The 22,166-nt window shown below is 57.3% G+C and carries 23 protein-coding genes and 1 tRNA gene; 3 read left to right on the plus strand and 21 right to left on the minus strand.

What is annotated here, in order from left to right; translation table 11 throughout:
• Positions 1-438: 438 nt before the first annotated feature.
• The 12 genes from AB1462_RS14545 to thrS all read right to left on the minus strand — a co-directional run bounded on the left by AB1462_RS14545 (position 439) and on the right by thrS (position 12,594).
• Positions 439-1,608, minus strand: coding sequence for a nucleotidyltransferase (locus tag AB1462_RS14545; protein WP_367247083.1), 1,170 nt, complete (start codon positions 1,606-1,608; stop codon positions 439-441).
• A gap of 46 nt (positions 1,609-1,654) precedes the next feature.
• Positions 1,655-3,241: an SAVED domain-containing protein gene (locus tag AB1462_RS14550; protein WP_367247084.1), complete on the minus strand. Its 1,587-nt coding sequence runs from the start codon at positions 3,239-3,241 to the stop codon at positions 1,655-1,657.
• Between the two features lie 325 nt (positions 3,242-3,566).
• Entirely contained in the window at positions 3,567-4,472 is a 906-nt protein-coding gene (locus AB1462_RS14555; RefSeq protein WP_367247085.1) for a hypothetical protein, read from the minus strand.
• A 666-nt stretch (positions 4,473-5,138) separates the two neighbouring features.
• Positions 5,139-5,215, minus strand: a tRNA-Pro gene (locus tag AB1462_RS14560).
• Positions 5,216-5,305: 90 nt separating this feature from the next.
• Positions 5,306-5,662, minus strand: a complete 357-nt coding sequence (locus tag AB1462_RS14565; protein WP_003174972.1) for a MerR family transcriptional regulator — start codon at positions 5,660-5,662, stop codon at positions 5,306-5,308.
• Positions 5,643-5,945 carry an integration host factor subunit alpha gene (gene ihfA / locus AB1462_RS14570; protein WP_002553164.1) on the minus strand — a complete coding sequence of 101 codons (303 nt, stop codon included), beginning with the start codon at positions 5,943-5,945 and terminating at the stop codon, positions 5,643-5,645. The genes AB1462_RS14565 and ihfA overlap by 20 nt, the downstream gene beginning before the upstream one ends.
• Before the next feature lie 3 nt (positions 5,946-5,948).
• A complete protein-coding gene (pheT, locus tag AB1462_RS14575) occupies positions 5,949-8,327 on the minus strand; it encodes a phenylalanine--tRNA ligase subunit beta (protein WP_367247086.1) in 2,379 nt (792 codons plus the stop codon).
• Positions 8,328-8,353: 26 nt separating this feature from the next.
• Complete coding sequence (gene pheS / locus AB1462_RS14580; protein ID WP_078733896.1) at positions 8,354-9,370, minus strand: phenylalanine--tRNA ligase subunit alpha; 1,017 nt, start codon at positions 9,368-9,370, stop codon at positions 8,354-8,356.
• A 109-nt stretch (positions 9,371-9,479) separates the two neighbouring features.
• A complete protein-coding gene (rplT, locus tag AB1462_RS14585; RefSeq protein WP_003174975.1) occupies positions 9,480-9,836 on the minus strand; it encodes a 50S ribosomal protein L20 in 357 nt (118 codons plus the stop codon).
• A gap of 29 nt (positions 9,837-9,865) precedes the next feature.
• Entirely contained in the window at positions 9,866-10,060 is a 195-nt protein-coding gene (gene rpmI, locus AB1462_RS14590) for a 50S ribosomal protein L35 (protein WP_002553160.1), read from the minus strand.
• Between the two features lie 60 nt (positions 10,061-10,120).
• Positions 10,121-10,672 carry a translation initiation factor IF-3 gene (gene infC / locus AB1462_RS14595; RefSeq protein ID WP_015884933.1) on the minus strand — a complete coding sequence of 184 codons (552 nt, stop codon included), beginning with the start codon at positions 10,670-10,672 and terminating at the stop codon, positions 10,121-10,123.
• A complete protein-coding gene (gene thrS / locus AB1462_RS14600; RefSeq protein ID WP_048719014.1) occupies positions 10,672-12,594 on the minus strand; it encodes a threonine--tRNA ligase in 1,923 nt (640 codons plus the stop codon). Before thrS ends, infC begins: the two co-directional genes overlap by 1 nt.
• Before the next feature lie 367 nt (positions 12,595-12,961).
• On the opposite strand from thrS, the gene AB1462_RS14605 reads away from it, so the two are divergent.
• Positions 12,962-13,276, plus strand: a complete 315-nt coding sequence (locus tag AB1462_RS14605; RefSeq protein ID WP_090406561.1) for a hypothetical protein — start codon at positions 12,962-12,964, stop codon at positions 13,274-13,276.
• A 289-nt stretch (positions 13,277-13,565) separates the two neighbouring features.
• Entirely contained in the window at positions 13,566-13,778 is a 213-nt protein-coding gene (locus tag AB1462_RS14610; protein WP_003234260.1) for a cold-shock protein, read from the plus strand.
• 73 nt (positions 13,779-13,851) lie between these two features.
• Here AB1462_RS14610 and AB1462_RS14615 read toward each other — a convergent pair whose 3' ends face one another.
• Entirely contained in the window at positions 13,852-14,172 is a 321-nt protein-coding gene (locus AB1462_RS14615; protein ID WP_090406564.1) for an I78 family peptidase inhibitor, read from the minus strand.
• Positions 14,173-14,314: 142 nt separating this feature from the next.
• Complete coding sequence (locus tag AB1462_RS14620; RefSeq protein ID WP_090406567.1) at positions 14,315-14,620, minus strand: hypothetical protein; 306 nt, start codon at positions 14,618-14,620, stop codon at positions 14,315-14,317.
• A 154-nt stretch (positions 14,621-14,774) separates the two neighbouring features.
• Here AB1462_RS14620 and AB1462_RS14625 point away from each other — a divergent pair, with 154 nt between their 5' ends.
• A complete protein-coding gene (locus AB1462_RS14625; protein ID WP_053128891.1) occupies positions 14,775-14,987 on the plus strand; it encodes a hypothetical protein in 213 nt (70 codons plus the stop codon).
• A 27-nt stretch (positions 14,988-15,014) separates the two neighbouring features.
• On the opposite strand, the gene AB1462_RS14630 is transcribed toward AB1462_RS14625, so the two are convergent.
• The 7 genes from AB1462_RS14630 to AB1462_RS14660 are packed head-to-tail and all read right to left on the minus strand — an operon-like array spanning position 15,015 to position 21,982.
• The gene (locus AB1462_RS14630; protein ID WP_367247089.1) at positions 15,015-16,043 is read right to left on the minus strand and encodes a nucleoside hydrolase; all 1,029 of its coding nucleotides are present in this window, start codon (positions 16,041-16,043) and stop codon (positions 15,015-15,017) included.
• A gap of 26 nt (positions 16,044-16,069) precedes the next feature.
• Positions 16,070-16,474, minus strand: coding sequence for a D-ribose pyranase (rbsD, locus tag AB1462_RS14635; protein WP_090406573.1), 405 nt, complete (start codon positions 16,472-16,474; stop codon positions 16,070-16,072).
• Positions 16,471-17,388 (minus strand): ribokinase, encoded by a 918-nt coding sequence (rbsK, locus tag AB1462_RS14640; protein ID WP_259191908.1) that lies wholly within the window; start codon positions 17,386-17,388, stop codon positions 16,471-16,473. The genes rbsD and rbsK overlap by 4 nt, the downstream gene beginning before the upstream one ends.
• Before the next feature lie 23 nt (positions 17,389-17,411).
• On the minus strand, positions 17,412-18,434 hold the full coding sequence (locus AB1462_RS14645) for a LacI family DNA-binding transcriptional regulator (RefSeq protein WP_090406579.1): 1,023 nt from the start codon (positions 18,432-18,434) through the stop codon (positions 17,412-17,414).
• Positions 18,435-18,437: 3 nt separating this feature from the next.
• Positions 18,438-19,415: an ABC transporter permease gene (locus tag AB1462_RS14650; RefSeq protein ID WP_090406582.1), complete on the minus strand. Its 978-nt coding sequence runs from the start codon at positions 19,413-19,415 to the stop codon at positions 18,438-18,440.
• Complete coding sequence (locus AB1462_RS14655; protein ID WP_367247091.1) at positions 19,412-20,965, minus strand: sugar ABC transporter ATP-binding protein; 1,554 nt, start codon at positions 20,963-20,965, stop codon at positions 19,412-19,414. The genes AB1462_RS14650 and AB1462_RS14655 overlap by 4 nt, the downstream gene beginning before the upstream one ends.
• Before the next feature lie 57 nt (positions 20,966-21,022).
• A complete protein-coding gene (locus tag AB1462_RS14660; protein ID WP_090406587.1) occupies positions 21,023-21,982 on the minus strand; it encodes a sugar ABC transporter substrate-binding protein in 960 nt (319 codons plus the stop codon).
• Between the last annotated feature and the right edge of the window lie 184 nt (positions 21,983-22,166).

Below are 22,166 nucleotides of genomic sequence, written 5' to 3' on the forward strand. Positions count from 1 at the left end.
TGTAGTCGTCGATCAGCCCCTGGGAACCATGTGCAAGCTCCCCGAAAGGAAAATTAGCAATGCCCCTCTCCCTTAACGACTGCGCATACAGAAACGGCACCAAACACAGCTCGACAAAACGAGTAAGGGTCGGTGTGGCACACAGCTGCAGCCGTTGGCTAAGCGGTGATCCTAGGCACAATGAGCTATCCGGATTTACGTGATTGTCTCTGGCAGATGAAATTCTTCCTCCAGTCTCGTAGATGACAGGAAGCGCCTTGTCCAACGGATCAATGATGTCGATCCGTATCCGGTACTCGTCAGTTACAACGGGAAGCCCCGCAGCTGACGCAGAAAATGGCAATCGGCCGACAAGCGAAATCGTTCCGTCCACCGTCGGCCTAAACCTCATACGCGGGTAGTCGGCCAAAAATGATTCGATCATCGAACCATGCTTAATCAACCGCTGCGAACCCAGGGACGAGGCGGCTGAGAAACTACAATGGCAGGGGCGGCGACCTGAGGCGGTGCTGACGCAATGCCCAGAGCGACGGTCGAGGTCGGCGTTTCGAAACAATCCTCGATGTGCTCCACCAGACGTTGCCCATCCAGATCCTTGATTTGCTTGAAATCTTTAAGAGCCTGGCGAACCCAGAGGTGGAAGTGCTCTTTCAATCGATCTTTCTCCCCCTCAGGCATCTTCCAGCGATCGGCGAAGTTCTCCTTAGGGTTCACCGGATTCGGCACAGTGTCGGAATTACTGGCCACAAAGGCACTAAGGCCGGCGAGGCAAGAGGCGACGGCATCCCTCAATGAGCCACCAGGCTGATAGGCTTGCGCCGCCAGCGTGGTGATGATGACTGAAATTGGTTTTGAGTCGGGATTGTCACGGTACATCACATCACGATGACGCTTGAGCAATTGAATTGCCCGCTGAAGATTTGTCTTTCGTTGATAAAACGGGACCTCATCAACTTGCGCTTCCAGCGTGACCAATCCTTTTTCAAAAACTGGCTCTGACTTGGACTCGAACCATTTGCAGTATCCGTCCGGATTGCTGACCATCCAGCCAGCGTTGACGTCCTTATAATCTGGACGGCGTTTGTCGGTGATGTAGACTGCAAGATTAGAAACATCTCGAGCTAGCACCTGCTTGACGCCATAGCTCTCCATGGAGATAGCCAGCTCCTGACGCCTACCTTCCTCCACGGGAACTCCGGGCACAACGTCCATATGGAAGCTGACCCCATCCTGGTAATAGAGACGCCAGCATCGATTCTTTTCTTCCAGAGCTTCCTGAATACGCTTAGCTTCGCGGTACCCCTCCAACTCAATTCCCACCAACTCCTTCAGATCCGACTGGCTGTGAGTCTGCGGATAAATACCCTCCCTCAATTTGCACGATAGATCCAAGTCGTAGCTCTCTCCCACAAGTAACGGGCGGATGGCCGTACCCAAAGCGAACGACCCTTGAACAAAAATGTGGGGATCGTTCGTGGCGAGGGTTGATTCAGGTCGGCTGAACCACTCGCCCAGTGATTTATACCGCTGTACCGCTTTCTCGTAAGCACTGGCCGGAAGCTCTAAAGCCTCTACTGCTACAAGCAAGCTGCGTTCTTCGATGTCCATGTGGAAAGCCCTCATGAAGGTAATGTTGAAAAGATGTTGCTCGTACTCAGCAGGCATCCAACTGGAGCACGCTGCCAGGTGCATGCGGCGGCACGCTAATCGCATGCCTGTCCAAAGTGAAGGCGTGGAACGGCAAGGCTTTAGGAGCCATTTGGAACATGTGGATTCGCGGGTGCAAACGCGACTGAAGCTTCATGCCGAGAGCAAAAATTGCCGCCGCAGGGGCGATCGTACAAATTGAAATTTCTGAGGCGTGGAGCACATCGACCGCATATGCCCATGCTTCCTGGCAGGTATTTCTGAATCTCTCCATCGCCTCTTTGGGTGCCACAACATCAACACCATAGGTGGTGGAAAAAATCCGTATGCGGGGCATGTTCAGCATTTCCGCCGTTAGCGCTGCATCGGTAATTTCTGAGGTAATCTCCAGAGTGATCAAGACATGCGAGCCAACTTTCACGCTTGGGGGCTTAGTCCACTCGAATTTCACAGCAGGCTCGGAATCGTCAGGGCGTACCCACGTTCCCGGATTACGTCGGAAGCTAAACAGCTCTACTCGTCTCGCTTCTCCCACCAACCACCCGCCTAGCAGCATTGCCGGCATGTTGCCCAGTGGGAAGACTGCGAGCTCCTGGGCTTGAGCACCGAACGCACCATCGCCCCTGATCGCGGTATAGATGTGGAGAATTTGTGCCCGGAAAACTCGCAAGAAGTTAGCCCAATATCCGGGATCGTTTACATCGTTCCCGCCTTGGGCATCGCGTAAGAGATATTCGGCCACACGTTCGCTCACAGGCGTAAGGTGCGCGGCCAACAAGGCCTGCCGGCCATCGTGCTGTGAGTATGTCGTTGTGCGACCGGCGATATCACCTATGAATGCCAAGGCATGCACAATCGGGTAAGACAAACTAGCTGCTTGATGGGTACGCCAGTTGACCCTAGTGGCGACCATTCCCTGAAGTCGTTCCCGGCTAAAACTATCCGGATCGACCTTATCGATCAGCCGATGATGGATGTCACAACACAGCATGATATTCGAGGGTGACTGCGCCAGTTCTGCTGACAGGTGGTCATCACCGCGCGGGCCTTTTGGCTTGGCTGCAACGATGTGGGCGAGGTAACCGTAGTACCCGTAGTTGCCTAGGTTATCCCTGAACAGCTCCGCGGGGCAGCCCTCGAATTCACAGATCCCGGCTGACCTTGCGAAAACCCAATTGATGACTTCGCCCGGCAGGTTGGGGCGCTTCATGTCTTCCAGCAGAGCGTCGCGCTGCGTCAGAAATGCCCGGACAGCTTTCTTTGTTGCCTTAGCGGGCATAGATGCAAGCAGTAGAGTCGCGAACAACTCAGTGTTAACAGATACATGTGGTAGGTCGTCCATTACCGCATATTCAAGCTTGGCGACGAGTTGTTTGTCGCCTGCCCATTGCAAGATCAGGTCTCTGGATAAAACTCCGAAATCCCCGGTGATGGCTTCTTGCGGATCATAGGTGGTTGCGTCGAACCGAAAAAAAGCAAACCTCCAGCCACCGGCTTCCGTTGCCAGAACCACGCGACTGGTCGAAGAGTGTTGCCATGCCTCAAGCGCGGCACGTAGCTGTTGGTCATACATCGCATCAAGAGGTACCGACACATACCACCCCTACTACCTGCCAAGGTCATGGAAACTAACCAAAACTCTTCAGCTCATGTTCCTAGCGGCGAAGATCAGTTAGCCTTCGACAAAATATGCCATCATCAGATCATAAACACAACATATACCAATACAAAAACAATACAACACAACATGTAGTGCCAAGTGAGAAAGGATAGAAACCGCATCTGCTCCGCGCACAATGCTATCACTGTACATGCAACCACCAAAAAAAGGGGAAGTAATTGGATCCATTTCCCGGTACGCATCTCGATCTGCTTGGCGGCTTGAGATAGCTCAACCGCTCTTGAAATGTCGCAATCTTTCATTGCGTGGCGTCGTCGAGGAACGCGTCCAGCCTGGCAATCCGTTCCTTATCGTTGAGGGTCGCGTCGTCGGCAATCGCTTTAAGCTCAATCAACTGGTCCAGCGGCTCAAATGAGACAGAGGAATGGCTGCGTTTACAGGAAGCGCCATACTTCACGAGACGCTGCGCAAGCTTTAACTGGCCGGCGTTGGCCGCCATCACGGCCACTCGGAAAATCTCTGGAATCCAGACAATCCTTTCAGCCTCGAAGTCCAGCGTGGCCAGTTGCTCTAGAATGCGCGACTTCCTTGCAGACGATCGCGTCTCTTCATACAGCTCAAGCCACCCGCCAATCGCCAGCACAGTGTCCTTGGCCGCCTCTGCGTCAATCGGCTCATCATGGGCGATCGCATACACTTCAAGGGCCTGGGCGAACACCAATTGCTGCCAAGCCCTATCGTAGTCGTAACGGTCCGACAACCGCTGAGCGGCTCGGTGCAACCACTCATGCATCTGGATCAATCCGATATGACTGGTCGCCCTTTCGCGGAGCAGCAGGCACGCATAACGTGAAGAGTGGATTTTCCTGAACAGGATTTCTGCCAGATGCGGCGCCTGCGTCGAGCGCTGCAACAAAAGGCGTGTGTAAGGAAAGCGGTCGCGCCGTGCACCATCTTCGCATTCGTACTTCACGATGCCTTCCACGAGATGATGGGTCGTCTCGTAGTCGTAATAGTTCCTCACCTCTTTCCACCACTGGAAACAATCAAAAACGCGCTCGTTCCGCAGGCGCCGATAACGCTCGATCACGTCGTCCAGCTGGGACAGGTCCAGTGCTGAGCAATAGGCCTCCTGCTCGTTCGCAACGAAGCCGGTACGCACCTCATCTGAATCCCGCCGTGCAGGTCGCACGATCGCATTCATTCGATTTTCAGACAACGCGATATCGGCCGCACATTGCTCCCAACTATCATGCAGGGAATCGCCATTCGTGATCGCTCGTCTACGGCATTTTAGTGGGGGCAAAATTGGGGGCACATTGAGATTTTTTTAAGCTGAAAATACTGTGCTAGTTGTTAAAGCTATCGATGCAGTGCTTGGGTGGTTGCGGTTGACGCTGAGCCGCGCCACATAGCGTGGTGAACCCGAAGCCTGTAAATACAGTCAAGGTCGTTCTCTCCAAAAAACATGGTTACTGCGCTGATCGTCCCTATGTCTCCATCACCAGGAAGTTCATAACACCCATCGACACGAACCTCCGCCGCTGGAATCATGTGATATTCGATGACTCTACCGAAGTCTGAGCGAATGCCCGGATCACTTCACCAGCAACAGAGAGCTCCGCGTTACCTACAGCCATCGCCCGAAGCTTGCCTAGCGGACTGTCCAGATCGGCAACTCATTAACGAACATCTTCGCTTCTTCAGGTTCTTGCACCGGTAGGGGCTGTCCGGGGGACACAAGACTCGAACGCCTCTCAGATGGCATAGCTACCGAGATCCAAGATATCCGTGGGAGTAAATGTGGGAGTATTTTTTCAGATATGAAAAAGCCCAACCGGTGAAGATTGGGCTAACTCATTGAAAAATATGGTCGGGACGGAGTGATTCGAACACTCGACCCCTAGCACCCCATGCTAGTGCGCTACCGGACTGCGCTACGCCCCGACTAGGCGTGTTACTGGGTTCGCTTCGTAACGAAGCGATCAGGAATATACCGCAAGCTTTTGAAATGTGGAAGTATTTTAAAAGCCTGTATCACTTCTTCAAAACCACCAGCACATCTTCTAGCTCGGAGATCATCTGGCGGATCAGTTGCTTGTATTGGGTGGTGTCGTCTTTGGCTTCATCACCGGACATACGCTGGCGCGCGCCGCTGATGGTGAACCCCTGATCATACAGCAACGCACGGATCTGTCGGATCATCAGCACATCCTGGCGCTGATAATACCGACGGTTCCCGGTGCGTTTGACGGGGTTGAGTTGAGGAAACTCCTGCTCCCAATAGCGCAGCACGTGCGGTTTTACCGCACAGAGCTCGCTGACTTCACCAATGGTGAAGTAGCGTTTGCCAGGGATGACGGGTAGCTCGTCGTTATGACTTGGTTCCAGCATAAGCCTCAACTCGGGCCTTCAACTTCTGCCCTGGACGAAAGGTGACCACACGGCGAGCCGTGATCGGGATTTCTTCTCCCGTTTTTGGATTGCGGCCAGGCCGCTGGCGTTTGTCCCGCAGGTCAAAATTGCCGAAACCGGACAATTTGACCTGTTCGTTGTCTTCCAGAGCGTGTCTGATCTCTTCAAAAAACAGCTCGACCAATTCCTTGGCCTCGCGCTTGTTCAGACCCAACTCTTCGTACAGACGTTCCGCCATCTCAGCTTTCGTCAAAGCCCCCATACGTCACTTCCTTAACGTGGCGTTTAACCTTTGTTCGAGCGAGGTGAGGATATTTTGTGTCGTGGTATTCACCTCATCGTCATTAAGAGTGCGCGATGGATGCTGCCAGGTCAAGCCAACTGCAAGGCTTTTTCTATGCGGATCAATGCCTTTACCCTGATAGACGTCAAATAGCCTGAGGTCTGTCAGCCATTCCCCTGCATTTTCACGGATTACATCCAGAACGGCAGTGGCGGCGACTTCACGATCGGCGATCAGGGCAAGGTCGCGACGCACTTCAGGGAAGCGCGACAACTCGCTGAACTTAGGCATCTTGCCCGAGGCCACCTCAGCCAGGACCAGCTCGAAGACGAAGACCGGGCGGTCGAGCCCAAGGGTTTTCGACAGCTCTGGATGGATGGCGCCGACGAAGCCCACCAAGCGACCTTCGCGTTCGATACGCGCCGTCTGACCAGGGTGCAACGCCGGGTGGTTACCTGACACAAATGTGAAGTCGTCCAGTGCGCCGGCAAAGCCCAATACCGCCTCCACGTCAGCTTTAACGTCGAAGAAGTCCACGGCATCACGGCCTTGCGCCCAACCTTCCGGCAAGCGGCTGCCGCAAACAACACCGGCCAGCATTGGCTCTTGCTTCAGGCCGTCGAGTTGACCGACAAACCGCAGGCCGCTTTCAAACATGCGCACGCGGTCTTGCTGACGGTTCAGGTTATGGGAAAGGGCTTTCACCAGGCCTGGCCACAGGGACGAACGCATGGCGGCCATGTCGTTGGAGATCGGGTTGGCCAGCAGCAGCGGCTCGACGCCGGGGTTGAACAGTTCGAACTGCTTTGGATCGATGAAGCTGTAGGTCACCGCTTCCTGATAGCCACGGGCAACCAGCAGGCGACGCAACTCAGGCAAGTGCGCACGCGCTTCAGCCTTGGGCTGCGGTGCCAGACGCGCTTGTGGATAACGAACCGGCAGGCGGTTGTAACCGTACAGGCGAGCCAATTCTTCGATCAGATCAACTTCCAGGCTGATATCGAAGCGATGGCTTGGCACTTCAACATGCCACTGCCCTTCCCCACCCGTAGAAATGTTCAACCCGAGGGCCGACAACAGTTGCTCGATTTCAGCCGGGGCGATGACCAGGCCGAGCATTTGCTCAACGCTTTTGGCGCGCAGGGTGATCGGCGCAACGGACGGCAGATGCTGTTCGCTGACCGTCTCAGTGATCGGGCCGGCTTCGCCACCGGTGATTTCCAGTAGCAGGCCAGTGGCGCGCTCCATGGCTTCACGGGCGAGCTTCCAGTCCACACCACGCTCGTAGCGGTGCGAGGCATCGGTGTGCAGGCCGTAGGAGCGGGCCTTGCCAGCGATGGCAATCTGGTCGAAGAACGCGCTTTCAAGGAATACGTCGCGAGTGGTCGCGGACACACCACTGTGCTCGCCACCCATCACGCCGGCAATCGCCAGGGCGCGGGAATGGTCAGCGATCACCAGGGTGTCGGCGCGCAGGCTGACTTCCTGGCCGTCGAGCAGAACCAGCTTCTCGCCTTCTTCGGCCATGCGCACGCGGATGCCGCCATTGATTTCGGCGAGATCGAAGGCGTGCAGCGGCTGGCCCAGTTCAAGCATCACGTAGTTGGTGATGTCGACGGCAGCGTCGATGCTGCGCACGTCGGCGCGACGCAGGCGCTCAACCATCCACAGCGGGGTTGGCTTGGACAGGTCAACGTTGCGGATGACACGCCCCAGGTAACGTGGGCAAGCATTTGGCGCCAGCACTTCGATCGGACGCACTTCATCATGCACCGCAGCCACTGCGGCAACCACTGGACGAGTAACTGGGGCGTTGTACAGCGCACCCACTTCACGTGCCAGGCCTGCCAGGGACAGGCAGTCGCCACGGTTCGGGGTCAGGTCAACCTCGATGCTGGCGTCTTCCAGTTCCAGGTAGACGCGAATGTCCTGGCCCACCGGCGCATCGGCCGGCAGTTCCATCAGGCCATCATTGCCCTCGCCTACTTGCAGCTCCGCCTGGGAGCACAACATGCCGTTGGACTCGACGCCACGCAGCTTGGCCTTCTTGATCTTGAAGTCGCCCGGCAGTTCGGCGCCGATCATGGCGAACGGGATCTTCAGGCCCGGGCGCACGTTAGGCGCTCCGCACACGACCTGGAACGTTTCCGTGCCATTGCTGACCTGGCACACACGCAACTTATCAGCATCGGGGTGTTGCTCGGTGCTCAGCACCTCGCCCACGACCACACCACTGAAAACACCGGCGGCCGGCGTAACGCTATCGACCTCAAGACCGGCCATCGACAGACGCGCAACCAGCGTGTCGCGATCTACCTGCGGGCTTACCCAGCCGCGCAGCCATTGTTCACTGAATTTCATCCTGCTCTCCTAAAGATTCGTTACGACTAGCGAAATTGCGCGAGGAACCGCAAGTCGTTGTCGAAGAACAGACGCAAGTCGTTCACGCCGTAACGCAGCATGGCCAGGCGCTCAACGCCCATGCCGAAGGCAAAGCCCGAGAACTCTTCCGGATCAATCCCGGACATGCGCAGCACGTTAGGGTGAACCATGCCGCAGCCCATCACTTCCAGCCAGCCGGTCTGCTTGCAGACGCGGCAGCCTTTACCGCTGCACATCACGCATTCCATGTCGACTTCCGCGGACGGTTCAGTGAACGGGAAGAACGATGGACGGAAACGCACCGCCAGTTCTTTCTCGAAGAACACCCGCAGGAACTCTTCGATGGTGCCCTTGAGGTCGGCGAAGTTGATGTCGCGATCAACCAGCAGGCCTTCGACCTGGTGGAACATCGGCGAGTGGGTGATATCGGAGTCGCTACGGTACACACGGCCTGGGCAGACAATGCGGATCGGCGGCTTGTTCGCTTCCATGGTGCGGACCTGTACCGGCGAGGTATGGGTGCGCAACAGCATGTTTGCGTTGAAATAGAAGGTGTCGTGCATCGACCGGGCCGGGTGATGGCCTGGGATGTTGAGCGCCTCGAAGTTGTGATAATCGTCTTCGACCTCAGGGCCTTCGGCAATGCCGTAGCCGATGTGGGTGAAGAACTGCTCGATACGTTCCAGAGTCCGGGTGATCGGATGCAGACCGCCCGAGGCCTGGCCACGGCCAGGCAAGGTCACATCAATGGACTCGGCGGCGAGCCTGGCCGCAAGATCGGCCTCCTCGAGCGACGCCTTGCGCGCATTGAGCACCTCTGTGACACGCTCCTTGGCGACGTTGATCAGCGCACCGACTTGCGGGCGCTCTTCAGCAGGCAAATTCCCCAGGGTCTTCATCACCTGAGTCAATTCACCCTTTTTGCCAAGGTAGTGAACCCGGATTTGCTCCAGGGCATTGATATCTTCAGCGCTTTGCACAGCCTCAAGAGCTTGAGCGACGAGCGCGTCCAGGTTTTCCATGTACAGACTCCAGATACAAAATAGGGGAAGAGCTTGAAGGCTCTTCCCCTATTTATGACGTTTACCACCTTGGGCTACAGGAGCAGCCCAGGGTGACTGTCGGGGGTACTTAAGCCAAGGTGGCTTTAGCTTTCTCGACAATCGCAGCAAACACCGCTTTTTCGTTCACGGCCAGTTCAGCCAGAACCTTACGGTCGATTTCGATGGACGCTTTTTTCAGGCCAGCGATGAAACGGCTGTAGGACAGACCGTTAACACGTGCACCAGCGTTGATACGAGCGATCCACAGAGCGCGGAACTGACGTTTTTTCTGACGACGGTCACGGTAGGCGTATTGGCCTGCCTTGATTACCGCTTGCTTGGCAACACGGAATACGCGTGAACGCGCGCCGTAGTAGCCTTTAGCGAGTTTCAGAATTTTTTTGTGACGTTTACGGGCAATGACGCCACGCTTTACACGAGCCATGAGTTACTTCCTCTATTCTTGATCCAAAATTAACGAAGGCGCAGCATGCGCTCGACTTTTGCCACGTCAGACGGATGCAGCAAGCTGCTACCGCGCAGTTGACGCTTACGCTTGGTCGACATTTTGGTCAGGATGTGGCTCTTGAAAGCGTGCTTGTGCTTGATACCGTTAGCAGTTTTCAGAAACCGCTTAGCAGCACCACTTTTAGTCTTCATCTTTGGCATGTTCGGATACTCCGCATTCAGTTGATAAACATAATCAGAAGGCCTGCCGTGCCCTGTTGATTACTTCTTCTTTTTCGGGGCGATGACCATGATCAGCTGGCGTCCTTCCATCTTAGGATGCTGTTCGACCGAACCGTACTCGAGCAGGTCAGCTTCAACCCGCTTGAGGAGTTCCATCCCCAGCTCCTGGTGGGCCATCTCACGGCCGCGGAATCGCAAGGATACCTTGGCCCTGTCCCCATCACTCAGGAAACGTACCAGGTTGCGCAGTTTTACCTGGTAATCCCCTTCCTCCGTCCCTGGACGAAACTTGATTTCTTTTACTTGAATCTGCTTTTGGTTCTTCTTCGCTGCGGCAACCTGCTTCTTCTTTTCGAAGATCGACTTGCCGTAGTCCATCACCCGGCAAACGGGTGGGATTGCATCGGCGGAGATTTCCACCAAGTCCAACTTGGACTCTTCTGCAATACGAAGCGCTTCATCAATCGAGACGATGCCAATCTGCTCGCCGTCAGCGCCAATTAACCGAACCTCGCGTGCCGAGATATTCTCGTTGATCGGGGCTTTCGGTGCAGCTCGTTTATCTTGTCTCATTTCACGCTTAATAATAATTACTCCGAATCTGGGCGACCACGCCGGGAAACCGCTTGCGCGAGGAACTCAGCGAACTGGGCGACGGGCATCGAGCCCAGGTCAGCACCTTCACGAGTACGCACAGCGACAGTCTGCATCTCGACTTCCCGATCTCCGATAACCAAAAGATAGGGAACCTTGAGCAAAGTATGCTCGCGGATTTTAAAGCCGATCTTTTCATTTCTCAAGTCGGACTTGGCACGAAATCCGCTTTCGTTGAGAGTTTTTTCAACTTCAGCAGCAAAATCTGCCTGTTTATCAGTGATATTCATGATCACTGCCTGAGTCGGAGCCAGCCACGCAGGGAACGCACCCTCGTAGTGCTCGATCAGGATACCGACGAACCGTTCGAACGAGCCGAGGATCGCCCGGTGCAGCATAACCGGGTGTTTACGGCTGTTATCTTCGGAGACGTATTCGGCTCCCAAACGGATCGGCAGGTTAAAATCGAGCTGCAAGGTACCACATTGCCAGACACGGCCAAGGCAATCTTTCAACGAGAACTCGATCTTCGGCCCGTAGAAGGCGCCTTCGCCCGGCTGCAGATCGTACGCGAGGCCCGCACTGTCTAGCGCAGCGGCCAGAGCCGCTTCGGCGCGATCCCACAGTTCGTCCGAGCCGACGCGTTTTTCCGGACGAGTGGACAGCTTCATCTCGACTTCGGTAAAGCCGAAATCGCGATAAACGTCCATGGTCAGCTTGATGAATGCAGCGGATTCGGCCTGCATCTGCTCTTCGGTGCAGAAGATGTGGGCGTCGTCCTGGGTGAAACCGCGCACGCGCATGATGCCGTGCAACGCACCCGATGGTTCGTTACGGTGGCAGGCACCGAACTCGGCCAGACGCATCGGCAACTCGCGGTAGCTCTTCAAGCCCTGGTTGAACACCTGCACGTGGCATGGGCAGTTCATCGGCTTGATGGCGTAGTCGCGGTTTTCCGACTGGGTGGTGAACATGTTGTCGGCGTAGTTGGCCCAGTGCCCGGATTTCTCCCACAGGCTGCGATCAACGACCTGCGGGGTCTTGATCTCAAGGTAACCGTTGTCGCGCTGAACCTTGCGCATGTACTGCTCAAGTACCTGGTAGAGAGTCCAGCCGTTCGGGTGCCAGAACACCATGCCCGGCGCTTCTTCCTGGAGATGAAACAGGTTCAGGCGTTTGCCGATCTTGCGGTGATCACGTTTTTCGGCTTCTTCAATACGCTGGATATAGGCGGCCAGCTGCTTCTTGTCAGCCCAGGCAGTGCCGTAGATCCGCTGCAGCTGCTCGTTCTTCGCGTCGCCGCGCCAGTAGGCACCAGACAGCTTGGTCAGCTTGAAGGACTTGAGGAAGCGCGTGTTCGGCACGTGCGGGCCACGGCACATGTCGACGTATTCTTCATGGTAGTACAGGCCCATGGCCTGCTCGTCCGGCATGTCTTCCACCAGGCGCAGCTTGTAGTCTTCGCCACGCGCAGTGAACACGTCGATCACTTCGGCACGCGGGGTGACTTTCTTGATGACGTCGTAATCTTTTTCGATCAGAGCGTGCATGCGCTGTTCGATAGCGGCCAGATCGTCCGGAGTGAAAGGACGCTCATAGGCGATGTCGTAATAAAAACCTTCGTCGATGACCGGGCCAATCACCATTTTCGCGGTTGGGTACAGCTGCTTGACCGCATGGCCAATCAAGTGCGCGCAAGAGTGGCGAATGATCTCCAGCCCCTCTTGATCCTTGGGCGTGATGATTTGCAGGCTGGCATCGGAGGTGATCAGGTCGCTGGCGTCAACCAGCTTGCCGTCGACCTTGCCGGCCACGGTGGCCTTGGCCAGGCCAGCACCAATGGATGCGGCGACCTCGGCTACGGAAACCGAATGATCGAATGAACGTTGACTGCCGTCGGGAAGAGTAATAGTTGGCATGGCGCCTCCTCTCCTAGTGGTGACCCCTACCAAAGGTCACGTGGGTTGGGATGAGCCAGTACAAGATCCAACACCAGGCCGTTCAGTGATGAACGCCTGCCTTACAGCGGCAGGAGCCTTTCGGCCAACCGATAATCGAACCACAGTGACTGGAGTGAGCTAAAAAGAAACATGGCAAGGCGGCAAATGGCGCGCCCGGAATTAGCCAAGCCAAAGATGCTAGCACAGATGAACGGTCATCGCGCCGGCAGTATCCGATGCAAACACAAATTCCAGCCTTTATAGCTGCAAAAGTGAACTTGAGCTGTACGCCACGCCTCAAACCCACTGAGAATCGCTGTTCGTCATCGACCCAAAGGAGCATCCCATGATGCGTTTTACCTCGACCCTCGCTCTCGCCGCTTCCCTGACCCTGCTTTCCCTCGGCGCGCAAGCAGCGGCCCCTTCGAACTGGCCAGCCGGTGCCCGTGACAGCTTCGTCAAAGACTGTACTTCCGCAGCCAGTCAGAACGTGGACGTGAAAACTGCCACAGCCCACTGCGAATGCGGCGCCGACAAGATCAACGCCGAATTGAGCACTGCGGAAATCAAGGAACTCATGACCAACCAGAACGCCAGCCCGGCGCTTAAAAACAAAGCGGTCGCGGCTATTTCGTCCTGCAAAGTCGTGAAGAAAAAGTAAGATCGGCCCCTGATCAGACGGCCGTTTTGCCAGAAAAACAGCCTTAAAACTGCCATTTCGCACAAATTACGCAGCTTTTACGGCTTTTTTTACCAGCTGATATTTCGCGCCAAAGCCCCGTAGATCGGGGCTTTCAGCCGACACAAGTACCAAACGCAACGCTATTGATTAGCAAACAATGCCTTGGGGGGGCTCCCAAGTCGAACATTTCGACTATGATAGCCCAGTGTGCCCAGTTGGCCTGAGCAGCACAGCACTACTGAAAATATATGTTTCTTGGAGATACACCATGTCTAATCGCCAAACCGGCACCGTTAAATGGTTCAACGATGAAAAAGGCTTCGGCTTCATCACTCCTCAAGGTGGCGGTGACGACCTGTTCGTACACTTCAAAGCTATCGAAAGCGACGGTTTCAAAAGCCTGAAAGAAGGCCAAACCGTTTCCTTCGTGGCTGAGAAAGGCCAAAAGGGTATGCAAGCTGCACAGGTTCGCGGCGAGTAATTCTCCGCTGAGCTAAAAAAACCCCGTCCATGTGACGGGGTTTTTTATGGGTGTTGCAAACGCCTGGAAGCGATCAGCCGCAATTAACGCGCGTGATCACCAGGTTGTCATCGGTGTTCAGGTTCAGGCGGTCGGAGCGGTATTCCAGCGTGATCATATCGTTGGGCTTGAGGATCCGTGCGTTCTGCGCACCGGCGCGGGTACGGGCCTGCTCCAGCAACTGGGGCGAGGCCTTCTGGCCGATGGTGAATTCGGCGGCCTTCGACTCACAGCGGCTATGACCGGCATCGGTCACGGCGGCGTCTTTGGCTGGCTCAGAGGCACCCGGGGTGCTGCAACCCGCCAACGCGAGTGCTGCCAACAAAGTACCTAATGATGCGAGCTTCCAAGGCATGAAGCCTCCTATTGAAAAATGAACAGAGATCGTGCGACAGCGGTCTGGCTGATTGGTTTCAAAACGTAAACCGCCGATAGGCAAGTCTGCCCGACTATCAGCAGGCATTCGCCCGATCAATCGTGACCAAATATGAACGCAATCAGTAGATGTCGATGTAATCAAACGGCGGCTTCGGCCAGTTCTGCTTCAGCGCATTAAAAATCTGTGTGACCCAGACCTCATCGCTGGCCGCGACGTTGCCGACATAGCCGGAGCCCTTGGCCCAGGTCTCCAGGCGAAACAGCAGGCCGTCGATGTCAGTGCCTCCCACCACCCCCGAAGATATGTAGGCAATCCCAGCCTTGGTCACACGCAGCTGGGTATGTTCGTCATCACTGGCACTGGCGATCAGCTGGCGCACGGCGGCCAGGGTCAGGTTCTCGGGGTTATTCAAATCGATCTGCACGCGGTGTCCCCCGGCAATTAAACAGGGGGACAGTGTCGCACAGCACCTGCTTCATGCCTAAGTAGCAGTGCCAAACCCCGCGCAAAATGATTAACTGCGCCCGTTAGAGCCGCGTTCCAGCGCATTGCCCCGTATTTCAACCCGTGAGACTTCCATGACCACCGTAACGCTCCAAGCCGACATCAAAGCCAAGTGGCCCCAAGGACAAAGCTCCTACAGTCCAGGAAGCCCGGAGGAACTGGCAATCATCGGTATCGACCTGCTGGTCAAGGAACTCGGCACCCAGGCAGCGCAAGCATTCATCGGCCAGGTATTCGAAAAATACCCGGCCGATCACATGGGGGCACAAGACCCCGAGCGCGAATAAGAACCGGCTGACGAGCCGTCGGCCGGGTTACTTCAGGCGCGCCAGGCGCTCGGTGAGCAGATCGAAGAAGCCCTGGGCGTCGCCGTTCCCAACCCAGAACACATTCTTTGTCTGCTTCAGGCCGTCGTACCAATCAACGATGGTCTGGCCGAAGGTCGGGCCTTCGCGGCTGTCCACCACCATATTGGCCTGACGCCCCGTGAACAAAGACGGCTTGAGCAGGTAGGCAATGACAGTGGCGTCATGGACCGGGCCGCCCGGAATACCGTAGTGCTCCATATCGCCCTTGACGTATTCATTGAGAATATCGCCGACGACCTTGCTCGCGTTGTTCTTGATATCGGCGATCTTTTTCAAGCGCGCCTCACTGGTCAGCACCTTGTGAGTCACGTCCAGCGGCAGGTAAGTCAGCTTGACGCCACTCTTGAGCACAATCTCGGCCGCAATCGGATCGGCAAACAGGTTGAACTCGGCAACCGGCGTAATATTGCCGCCGTTGAAGTGCGCGCCGCCCATCACCACCACTTCCTTGATGCCTTGGGTGATTTCAGGGTCCTGAGTCAATGCCAGTGCCAGGTTGGTCTGCGGGCCGAGCATGGCAATGGTGATGCTGTGAGGCTTGGCAGCACGGAGGGTCTTGACCAGGTAATCAACGGCGTTGCCTTCAGCCAGGCCCTTTTTTGGCTCGTGGACGGTGACGCCGGAAATACCTTCTTTGCCATGGATGTTCTCGGCATAGATCGGTGTGCGCAGCAGCGGCTTGGGTGCGCCGGCGTACACCGGGATGTCTTCGCGCCCGGCCCACTCGCGAGCCAGACGCGCGTTACGCGAGGTCTTGTCCAGGCGCACGTTGCCGGCGACGGTGGTCAGCGCACGAATATTCAACTCGTCCGGTGAAGCCATGGCGAAGAGCAAAGCCACCACATCGTCGGCGCCTGGGTCGGTGTCGATGATCAAGTCGATTTTTTCCGCCGCCTGGGCGCTTGCAGCAGTGAGCGCGGACAAAAGCAGGACACTCCGAAACAGATTTCTCAGGGTTGGGAGACCACGTTGCATAAAACACTCCTTGTCGTTGGGAAACTCTAGAAGGTTACGCCGGACACCAGCGCGATATTGCAGTAAGGCTGGCACTCGCCGGTGCGCACGACAGCGCGCGCGTTACGGCTCAGTTGCTTGAATTGTTCATGGCTGAGCAGACGTCGCTCGCCGAGGGCGGCCTGTTCAGTCATCGCGTTCAGCTCAGTCAGCGCGGGTGGCTGCTTGAGCAGGATTTCTTCCGCCAGCACGTGGCTTTCCACCTGCATTTCACTGAGCACGATACGTAGGGTGCTGATGAAGTCCGGAATGCCCTGGGTCAGCGCCAGGTCAATCAACTCGACTCCCGGCGGCACTGGTAGGCCGGCGTCGCCGATCACCAGGATGTCGCCATGGCCCAGGGATGCGATCAAACGCGACAGAGCGATATTGAGCAGAGGGGTCTTTTTCATAAAGGCACAAAACCTTGAACGTCATGCAGCGTAGGAATGGAGGGTTGCGCACCGGCACGGGTGACTGACAATGCTGCCGCGACCTGGCCGAAACGGATGGCCTCGGCTTCACTTTTGCCACTGGCCAGTGCCGCGGCAAAACCACCGACAAAGGTATCGCCGGCAGCCGTGGTATCCACCGCCTTGACCTTGGGCGCCACCAGGTGCTCAAAGCCCTGGCCATCGGCAAACAACGCACCTTGGGCACCCAGGGTAATAATGACTTTACCGGCTCCCGCCTGGATCAGCCGTGTCGCCGCCGCCTTGGCACTGTCGAGGGAGTCGACTGTCACGCCGCTCAGTGCGCTGGCTTCGCTTTCGTTGGGAATCAGGTAATCGACCGAGGCGTACCAGTCGGCGGGCAATGGACCGCTGGCCGGCGCCGGGTTGAGGATCACGGTCTTGCCTAGTTCACGACCGCGCTTGAGGGTGTAGCCCACGGTGTCCATCGGCACTTCAAGCTGGCAGATGATCACATCGGCGGCCTGCAGCACCGCATCAGACGCCTGCAGTGAGGCGGGTGTCAGCTCGCCGTTGCTGCCGGCAACAATCACAATCGCGTTCTGGCTGCTGTCATCCACCACAATCAAGGCCACGCCACTGGAACCGTCCACGGTGCTCACCGCCTGGCAATCAATACCTTCCACCAGCAAGGCGTCACGCAGTTCAGTGCCATAGGCATCGGTACCGACACAGCCGATCATTGCCACATCAGCCCCCAGTCGCGCCGATGCCACGGCCTGGTTGGCGCCCTTGCCGCCAGGCACCGTGGAAAACGTCTGGCCGATCAAGGTCTCACCCGCACGGGGCAGCCGACTCGCGCGGGTGACCAGGTCCATGTTCAAGCTGCCTACTACCACTACTTTTGCTGGCATACATCAGTACTCATCAATTCGGTTCAGCGGTATTGGGCAAACACACCGGCGACTGGCGCCGTCGACTCGCGCAACACGATGCTTGGCGTCACGATGCGTTGATCGATCGGCAGTTGGGGGGTTGCAATTCGTCGCAGTAAAAGCTCGGCAGCCGTCTCGCCCAGTTGCAGGATCGACTGGCCGACCGTGGTCAGCGCCGGGTACACGTAGCGGCTCATTTGAATGTCATCGAAACCGATCACCGACAGTTCGCCGGGCACGCGAATATTACGCTCCGCCGCCGCGCGCAACACGCCAAAGCCGATCATGTCGTTGCTGGCGAAAATCGCGCTGGGCGGGTTTTGCGCCAGCAATTGCACGGCAGCAGCATAACCGCCGGTGCTGGTGAAGTCGCTTTCCCGGATGCGATTGGCGATCACCCGCACACCCGCTTCATGGAGCGCACGGTGGTAACCCGCCAGGCGCATTTGCGCGACGCGCGTATGGGCCGGGCCGCCGATGCAGGCGATGTCCCGATGCCCCAGCTCAAGCAAGTGCCGGGTCGCCAGGTAGGCGCCCTCCTCGTGGTCGATGCGCACCAGGTCGACATCGATGCCATCCAGTGCCCGGTCGACAATCACCATGGGCGTGCGCACTGCGCTCAAGCCTGCGGCGAGGCCGCTGTCATCACCACCTACCGAGGTCACGATCAAGCCATCGACGCGTTTTTCCAGCAACACCCGCAAATAGCTGCGTTGTTTTTCCGCGTTGTCGTCGGAGTTGCAGAGAATCACGCAGTAGCCGTTACGCTCACAATAATCCTCAATGCCCCGGGCCAACTCGGCAAAATACGGGTTGAGGCTGTTGGGCACCAGCAATCCTATGGTGGCTGTGGTCTTGGCCTTGAGCGAACGCGCGACAGCGCTGGGCACGTAGTCGAGCTGCTTGATCGCCGCTTCAACCTTGATCCGTACCGGCTCGCTCACCGGGCGCGTCTTGTTCACCACATGGGATACCGTGGTGTAGGAAATACCCGCAAGCGCTGCCACATCCTTGATCGTCGCCATGGTTCAGCCTCGCCGACTGGCGCGGCGGCTGCGGTAAGTATCCAGGACCACGGCGATCACGATCACGGCACCGGTAATGATGCGCTTGGTGGGCTCCGTGGCACCGATCTGCGCCAGGCCGGCGGCCAATACCGAAATAATCAACACACCGAAGAAGGTACTGATCACCGACCCTCGCCCACCCATCAGGCTGGTACCTCCGATCACCACCGCAGCGATCACTTGCAGCTCCAGGCCGGAGCCCGCATTTGGGTCTGCTGCTTCCAGGCGCGAAATCTGGAACAACGCCGCCACACCGGCCAGCAGTCCCATGAGACTGAATACCAGAATCTTGTACGGCTTGGGGTTGATCCCGGCCAGGCGCACAGCTTCTTCGTTGGTGCCGATACCGATCAGGTAGCGACCGAATACGGTGCGGGTCAATACCAGTTGGGCGGCAATGATCACCAGCAAAGCGATGATGAACGACGGCGAAATGCCGAAGGCTATCGGGTTGGACAGCCAGGCAAACGAATCGCCGATATAGGCCGTGCGCGAACCGGTCATCTGGTACGCCACGCCACGAGCCATTTCCAACACACCAAGAGACACGATAAACGATGGAATGCGCCAGGCCACCGTGATCGAACCAGTGATAGTGCCGGCCAACGCGGCGCAGCCCATGCCGAGCACGGCGGCCGGTAAAACACTCCAGCCCCAACCGAGAATCGCCACGCTGACCGCCGACGCCGCCAACGCCAGCACCGAGCCCACCGACAGGTCGATACCGCCGATGATCAGGATGAAGGTCATGCCCACCGCCAGCACCATCAGGTCCGGAATCTGGTTGGCCAGGGTGCTGAACGTGTCATAGGACAGGAAGTGATCGCTGAGCACCGAAAACAGCGCGATCATCGCCAGCAATGCGCCGGCCAGCCCCAGGTAGGTGCCCAGGCCGTAGAAGTTGCCGCCGGTTTTACCAGGGGAAGTTGTGGTTTTCATGGGGTATTCCTAGGCGCGGCATCGTTGAGCAGCGCATCACGTTTCTGATAGCCGGCAAACGCGGCGGCGAGCAATTCGTCCTGGGTCCAGCTGTCGCGCTCAAAGGTCTCGATCAGGCGCCCGGCGGATAGCACGCCGATGCGGTCGCAGATCAGCATGAGTTCCCGCAGGTCGCTGGACACCACCACCAGCGCCTTGCCCTGGCGGGTCAACTCGCCGAGCAAGGCATAAATGTCGAACTTGGCACCGACGTCGATGCCCCGGGTAGGCTCGTCGAACAGCATTACTGAGCAATCGCGCTCCAGCCAGCGACCGATCACAACTTTCTGCTGGTTGCCGCCGGACAGTTCGGAGACCAATTGCGCCGGGCTGGAACTGCGGATACGCATGGCGTCGATCTGACGCTTGGCCAGTGCGGTTTCGTTGCGGCTATTGACCAAACCGCCAGCGGAAATTTCCGGCATGTTGCCCAGCGCGATATTCGCACTGATCGACTGGGTCAGCAGCAGCCCTTCGCCCTTGCGGTCCTCGGTGATCAGGGCAATGCCATGACCCACGGCGTCCACCGGCGAGCGGATACTCACCACCTGGGCCGGCGTCCCCAGGGCCACAGTGCCGCTGTCGGCCAGGTCGGCACCGAAGATAAGGCGCAACAACTCTGTACGACCAGCGCCGATCAGGCCGGAAATGCCATAGATCTCACCGGCACGCACTTCAAAGGATACGTCGCGGACCTTGTCCGAGCGGGTCAGGCCCTTCACGGTTAGGGCCGGGCCGCCGATGCTGCGCGGTCCCAGGTCGATGTGTTCACCCAGCTCCCGGCCGACCATCAAGGTGACCAGTTGTTCGCTGTTGTAATTGGCCATCGGCTCGACGCAGACCAGTTTGCCGTCGCGCAATACCGCAATGCGCTGGGCGACACGGGCCAGCTCTTCCAACCGATGGGAAATGTAAATGATCGCCACGCCCCGAGCCTGCAAGCGGGTGATTTGCTCAAACAGCATCTCGACTTCACGGGCCGTGAGCATCGCCGTGGGCTCGTCGAGGATCAGCACATGGCAGTCGCCAATCAGGTTGCGGGCGATCTCGACCATCTGCTGGTGGCCGATACCCAGGCTGCCAACCAGAGTGTCCGGGTCGATGGCGTCCAGGCCGACCTGAGCCATGGCCTCGATCGCAGCCTTGCGCAACTGCTTGCGGCTGATCCAGCCACAGTGACTGGGCAGGTTATCCAGGAACAGGTTTTCGGCCACGGTCAGCGTCGGCAACAGGTTGAGTTCCTGCATGACCATGCGCACGCCCAACGCTTCAGCCTGGGTTCGGCTGCCGGGGCGGTAATCCTGGCCATTGAACTGCATGTTCCCGGTGGTCGGCATGACCAGCCCGCCAATGATCTTCGACAGCGTACTTTTGCCTGCGCCGTTCTCACCGGTCAGCGCCAACACTTCACCACGGTTGAGCGTGAGGGTGATGTCGGACAGCACCGGCTGGGCATAGGTCTTGCCGATGCCGCTGACCGAGAGGACAGCGTTCGGGGCGGAAGATGACATAGGAAAATCTCCAGGCGTCCGCTCAGGACGAGCGGACGCTGTTGGGTGCCGCCAGGATTACTTTTTGAGGACGAGTTCGACCGGAGTTTCGATCACGCCATCTTTGGCATCGACTTTCTCACCCTTGACCAGCTTGAGCGCGTTCTGGATACCGAACACAGCCTGCTGCGCGGCCGCCTGGTCGGCAGTCGCCAGGACGCGACCGTCCTGCAGCATCGGCTTGATGGCTTCGATGTTGTCGTAACCCACCACCAGCACCTTGCCGGCCTTGCCAGCCGCGCGTACGGCGGAAACAGCGCCCAGGGCCATGTTGTCGTTACCGGCCAACAGAGCCTTGAGGTCCGGGTATTCACTCAACATGGCCGAGGCCACTTTCTGGCCCTGGTCAATTTCCCAGTTGCCGGATTGGATGGAAACGATCTTCATGCCCGCAGCGTCCATCGCATCCTTGTAGCCTGCGGTGCGTTGCTGGGCATTGGTGGTGGTCGGTACGCCTTCGATGATGCCGACCTTGTCGCCTGCCGCCAGTTGCTTGGCCAGGTAGTCGCCGACCAGCTTGGAACCTTTGCGATTGTCGGGACCGACGAAGGGAATATCGAGTTTTTTGCTTTTCAGAACGTCAGGGTCGAGGCGGTTGTCGATGTTGACGATCTTGATACCGGCGTCGGAGGCTTTCTTCAGCACGGTGACCAGCGCCTTGGAGTCGGCAGGCGCGATGACGATGGCGTTGACCTTAGCGAGGATCATTTGATTGACGATGTCGATCTGCGCGCTGGTATCGGTTTCGTTCTTGATACCGTTGGTGATCATGTCGAAATCAGCGGTGTGGTCTTTCTGATACGCCTTGGCACCGTCCTGCATGGTGACGAAGAATTCATTGGCAAGGGACTTCATCACGAGGCCGACCTTGGGTTTGGCGGCTGCGTCATCAGCGAATGCAGAGGAAAAAGGTAAGGCGGCGGATGCGGCAGCAAGCACAGCGACAGCAAGAAGACGTCCAGCGAATGGCAGCTTCATGGGTTCACTCCGATCTTATGATTATTGTGAGCAACGCTTGCACCGAAGTGTACTTCGGCGGCCCTCCCACCCGGGTGGCTGATACGAGCTGACAGGAGACTCAGTGAGCGCCCCATGAAACATCTCGCAAACGTTTGCGTTATTCAAACTATGAGAACCTTGTCGAGATTTGTCAACGGTAGAA

This window comes from Pseudomonas sp. SB113 (genome assembly GCF_040754745.1).
GTDB lineage: Bacteria > Pseudomonadota > Gammaproteobacteria > Pseudomonadales > Pseudomonadaceae > Aquipseudomonas > Aquipseudomonas grimontii.

Bases quoted from the DNA above. Each gene is read 5' to 3' on its own strand.
- AB1462_RS14545 (WP_367247083.1), bottom strand. From the start codon at position 1,608: ATGGACATCGAAGAACGCAGCTTGCTTGTAGCAGTAGAGGCTTTAGAG.
- AB1462_RS14555 (WP_367247085.1), bottom strand. From the start codon at position 4,472: ATGAATGCGATCGTGCGACCTGCACGGCGGGATTCAGATGAGGTGCGT.
- AB1462_RS14565 (WP_003174972.1), bottom strand. From the start codon at position 5,662: ATGCTGGAACCAAGTCATAACGACGAGCTACCCGTCATCCCTGGCAAA.
- ihfA (WP_002553164.1), bottom strand. From the start codon at position 5,945: ATGGGGGCTTTGACGAAAGCTGAGATGGCGGAACGTCTGTACGAAGAG.
- pheT (WP_367247086.1), bottom strand. From the start codon at position 8,327: ATGAAATTCAGTGAACAATGGCTGCGCGGCTGGGTAAGCCCGCAGGTA.
- pheS (WP_078733896.1), bottom strand. From the start codon at position 9,370: ATGGAAAACCTGGACGCGCTCGTCGCTCAAGCTCTTGAGGCTGTGCAA.
- rplT (WP_003174975.1), bottom strand. From the start codon at position 9,836: ATGGCTCGTGTAAAGCGTGGCGTCATTGCCCGTAAACGTCACAAAAAA.
- rpmI (WP_002553160.1), bottom strand. From the start codon at position 10,060: ATGCCAAAGATGAAGACTAAAAGTGGTGCTGCTAAGCGGTTTCTGAAA.
- thrS (WP_048719014.1), bottom strand. From the start codon at position 12,594: ATGCCAACTATTACTCTTCCCGACGGCAGTCAACGTTCATTCGATCAT.
- AB1462_RS14605 (WP_090406561.1), top strand. From the start codon at position 12,962: ATGATGCGTTTTACCTCGACCCTCGCTCTCGCCGCTTCCCTGACCCTG.
- AB1462_RS14610 (WP_003234260.1), top strand. From the start codon at position 13,566: ATGTCTAATCGCCAAACCGGCACCGTTAAATGGTTCAACGATGAAAAA.
- AB1462_RS14615 (WP_090406564.1), bottom strand. From the start codon at position 14,172: ATGCCTTGGAAGCTCGCATCATTAGGTACTTTGTTGGCAGCACTCGCG.
- AB1462_RS14625 (WP_053128891.1), top strand. From the start codon at position 14,775: ATGACCACCGTAACGCTCCAAGCCGACATCAAAGCCAAGTGGCCCCAA.
- AB1462_RS14630 (WP_367247089.1), bottom strand. From the start codon at position 16,043: ATGCAACGTGGTCTCCCAACCCTGAGAAATCTGTTTCGGAGTGTCCTG.
- rbsD (WP_090406573.1), bottom strand. From the start codon at position 16,474: ATGAAAAAGACCCCTCTGCTCAATATCGCTCTGTCGCGTTTGATCGCA.
- rbsK (WP_259191908.1), bottom strand. From the start codon at position 17,388: ATGCCAGCAAAAGTAGTGGTAGTAGGCAGCTTGAACATGGACCTGGTC.
- AB1462_RS14645 (WP_090406579.1), bottom strand. From the start codon at position 18,434: ATGGCGACGATCAAGGATGTGGCAGCGCTTGCGGGTATTTCCTACACC.
- AB1462_RS14650 (WP_090406582.1), bottom strand. From the start codon at position 19,415: ATGAAAACCACAACTTCCCCTGGTAAAACCGGCGGCAACTTCTACGGC.
- AB1462_RS14655 (WP_367247091.1), bottom strand. From the start codon at position 20,965: ATGTCATCTTCCGCCCCGAACGCTGTCCTCTCGGTCAGCGGCATCGGC.
- AB1462_RS14660 (WP_090406587.1), bottom strand. From the start codon at position 21,982: ATGAAGCTGCCATTCGCTGGACGTCTTCTTGCTGTCGCTGTGCTTGCT.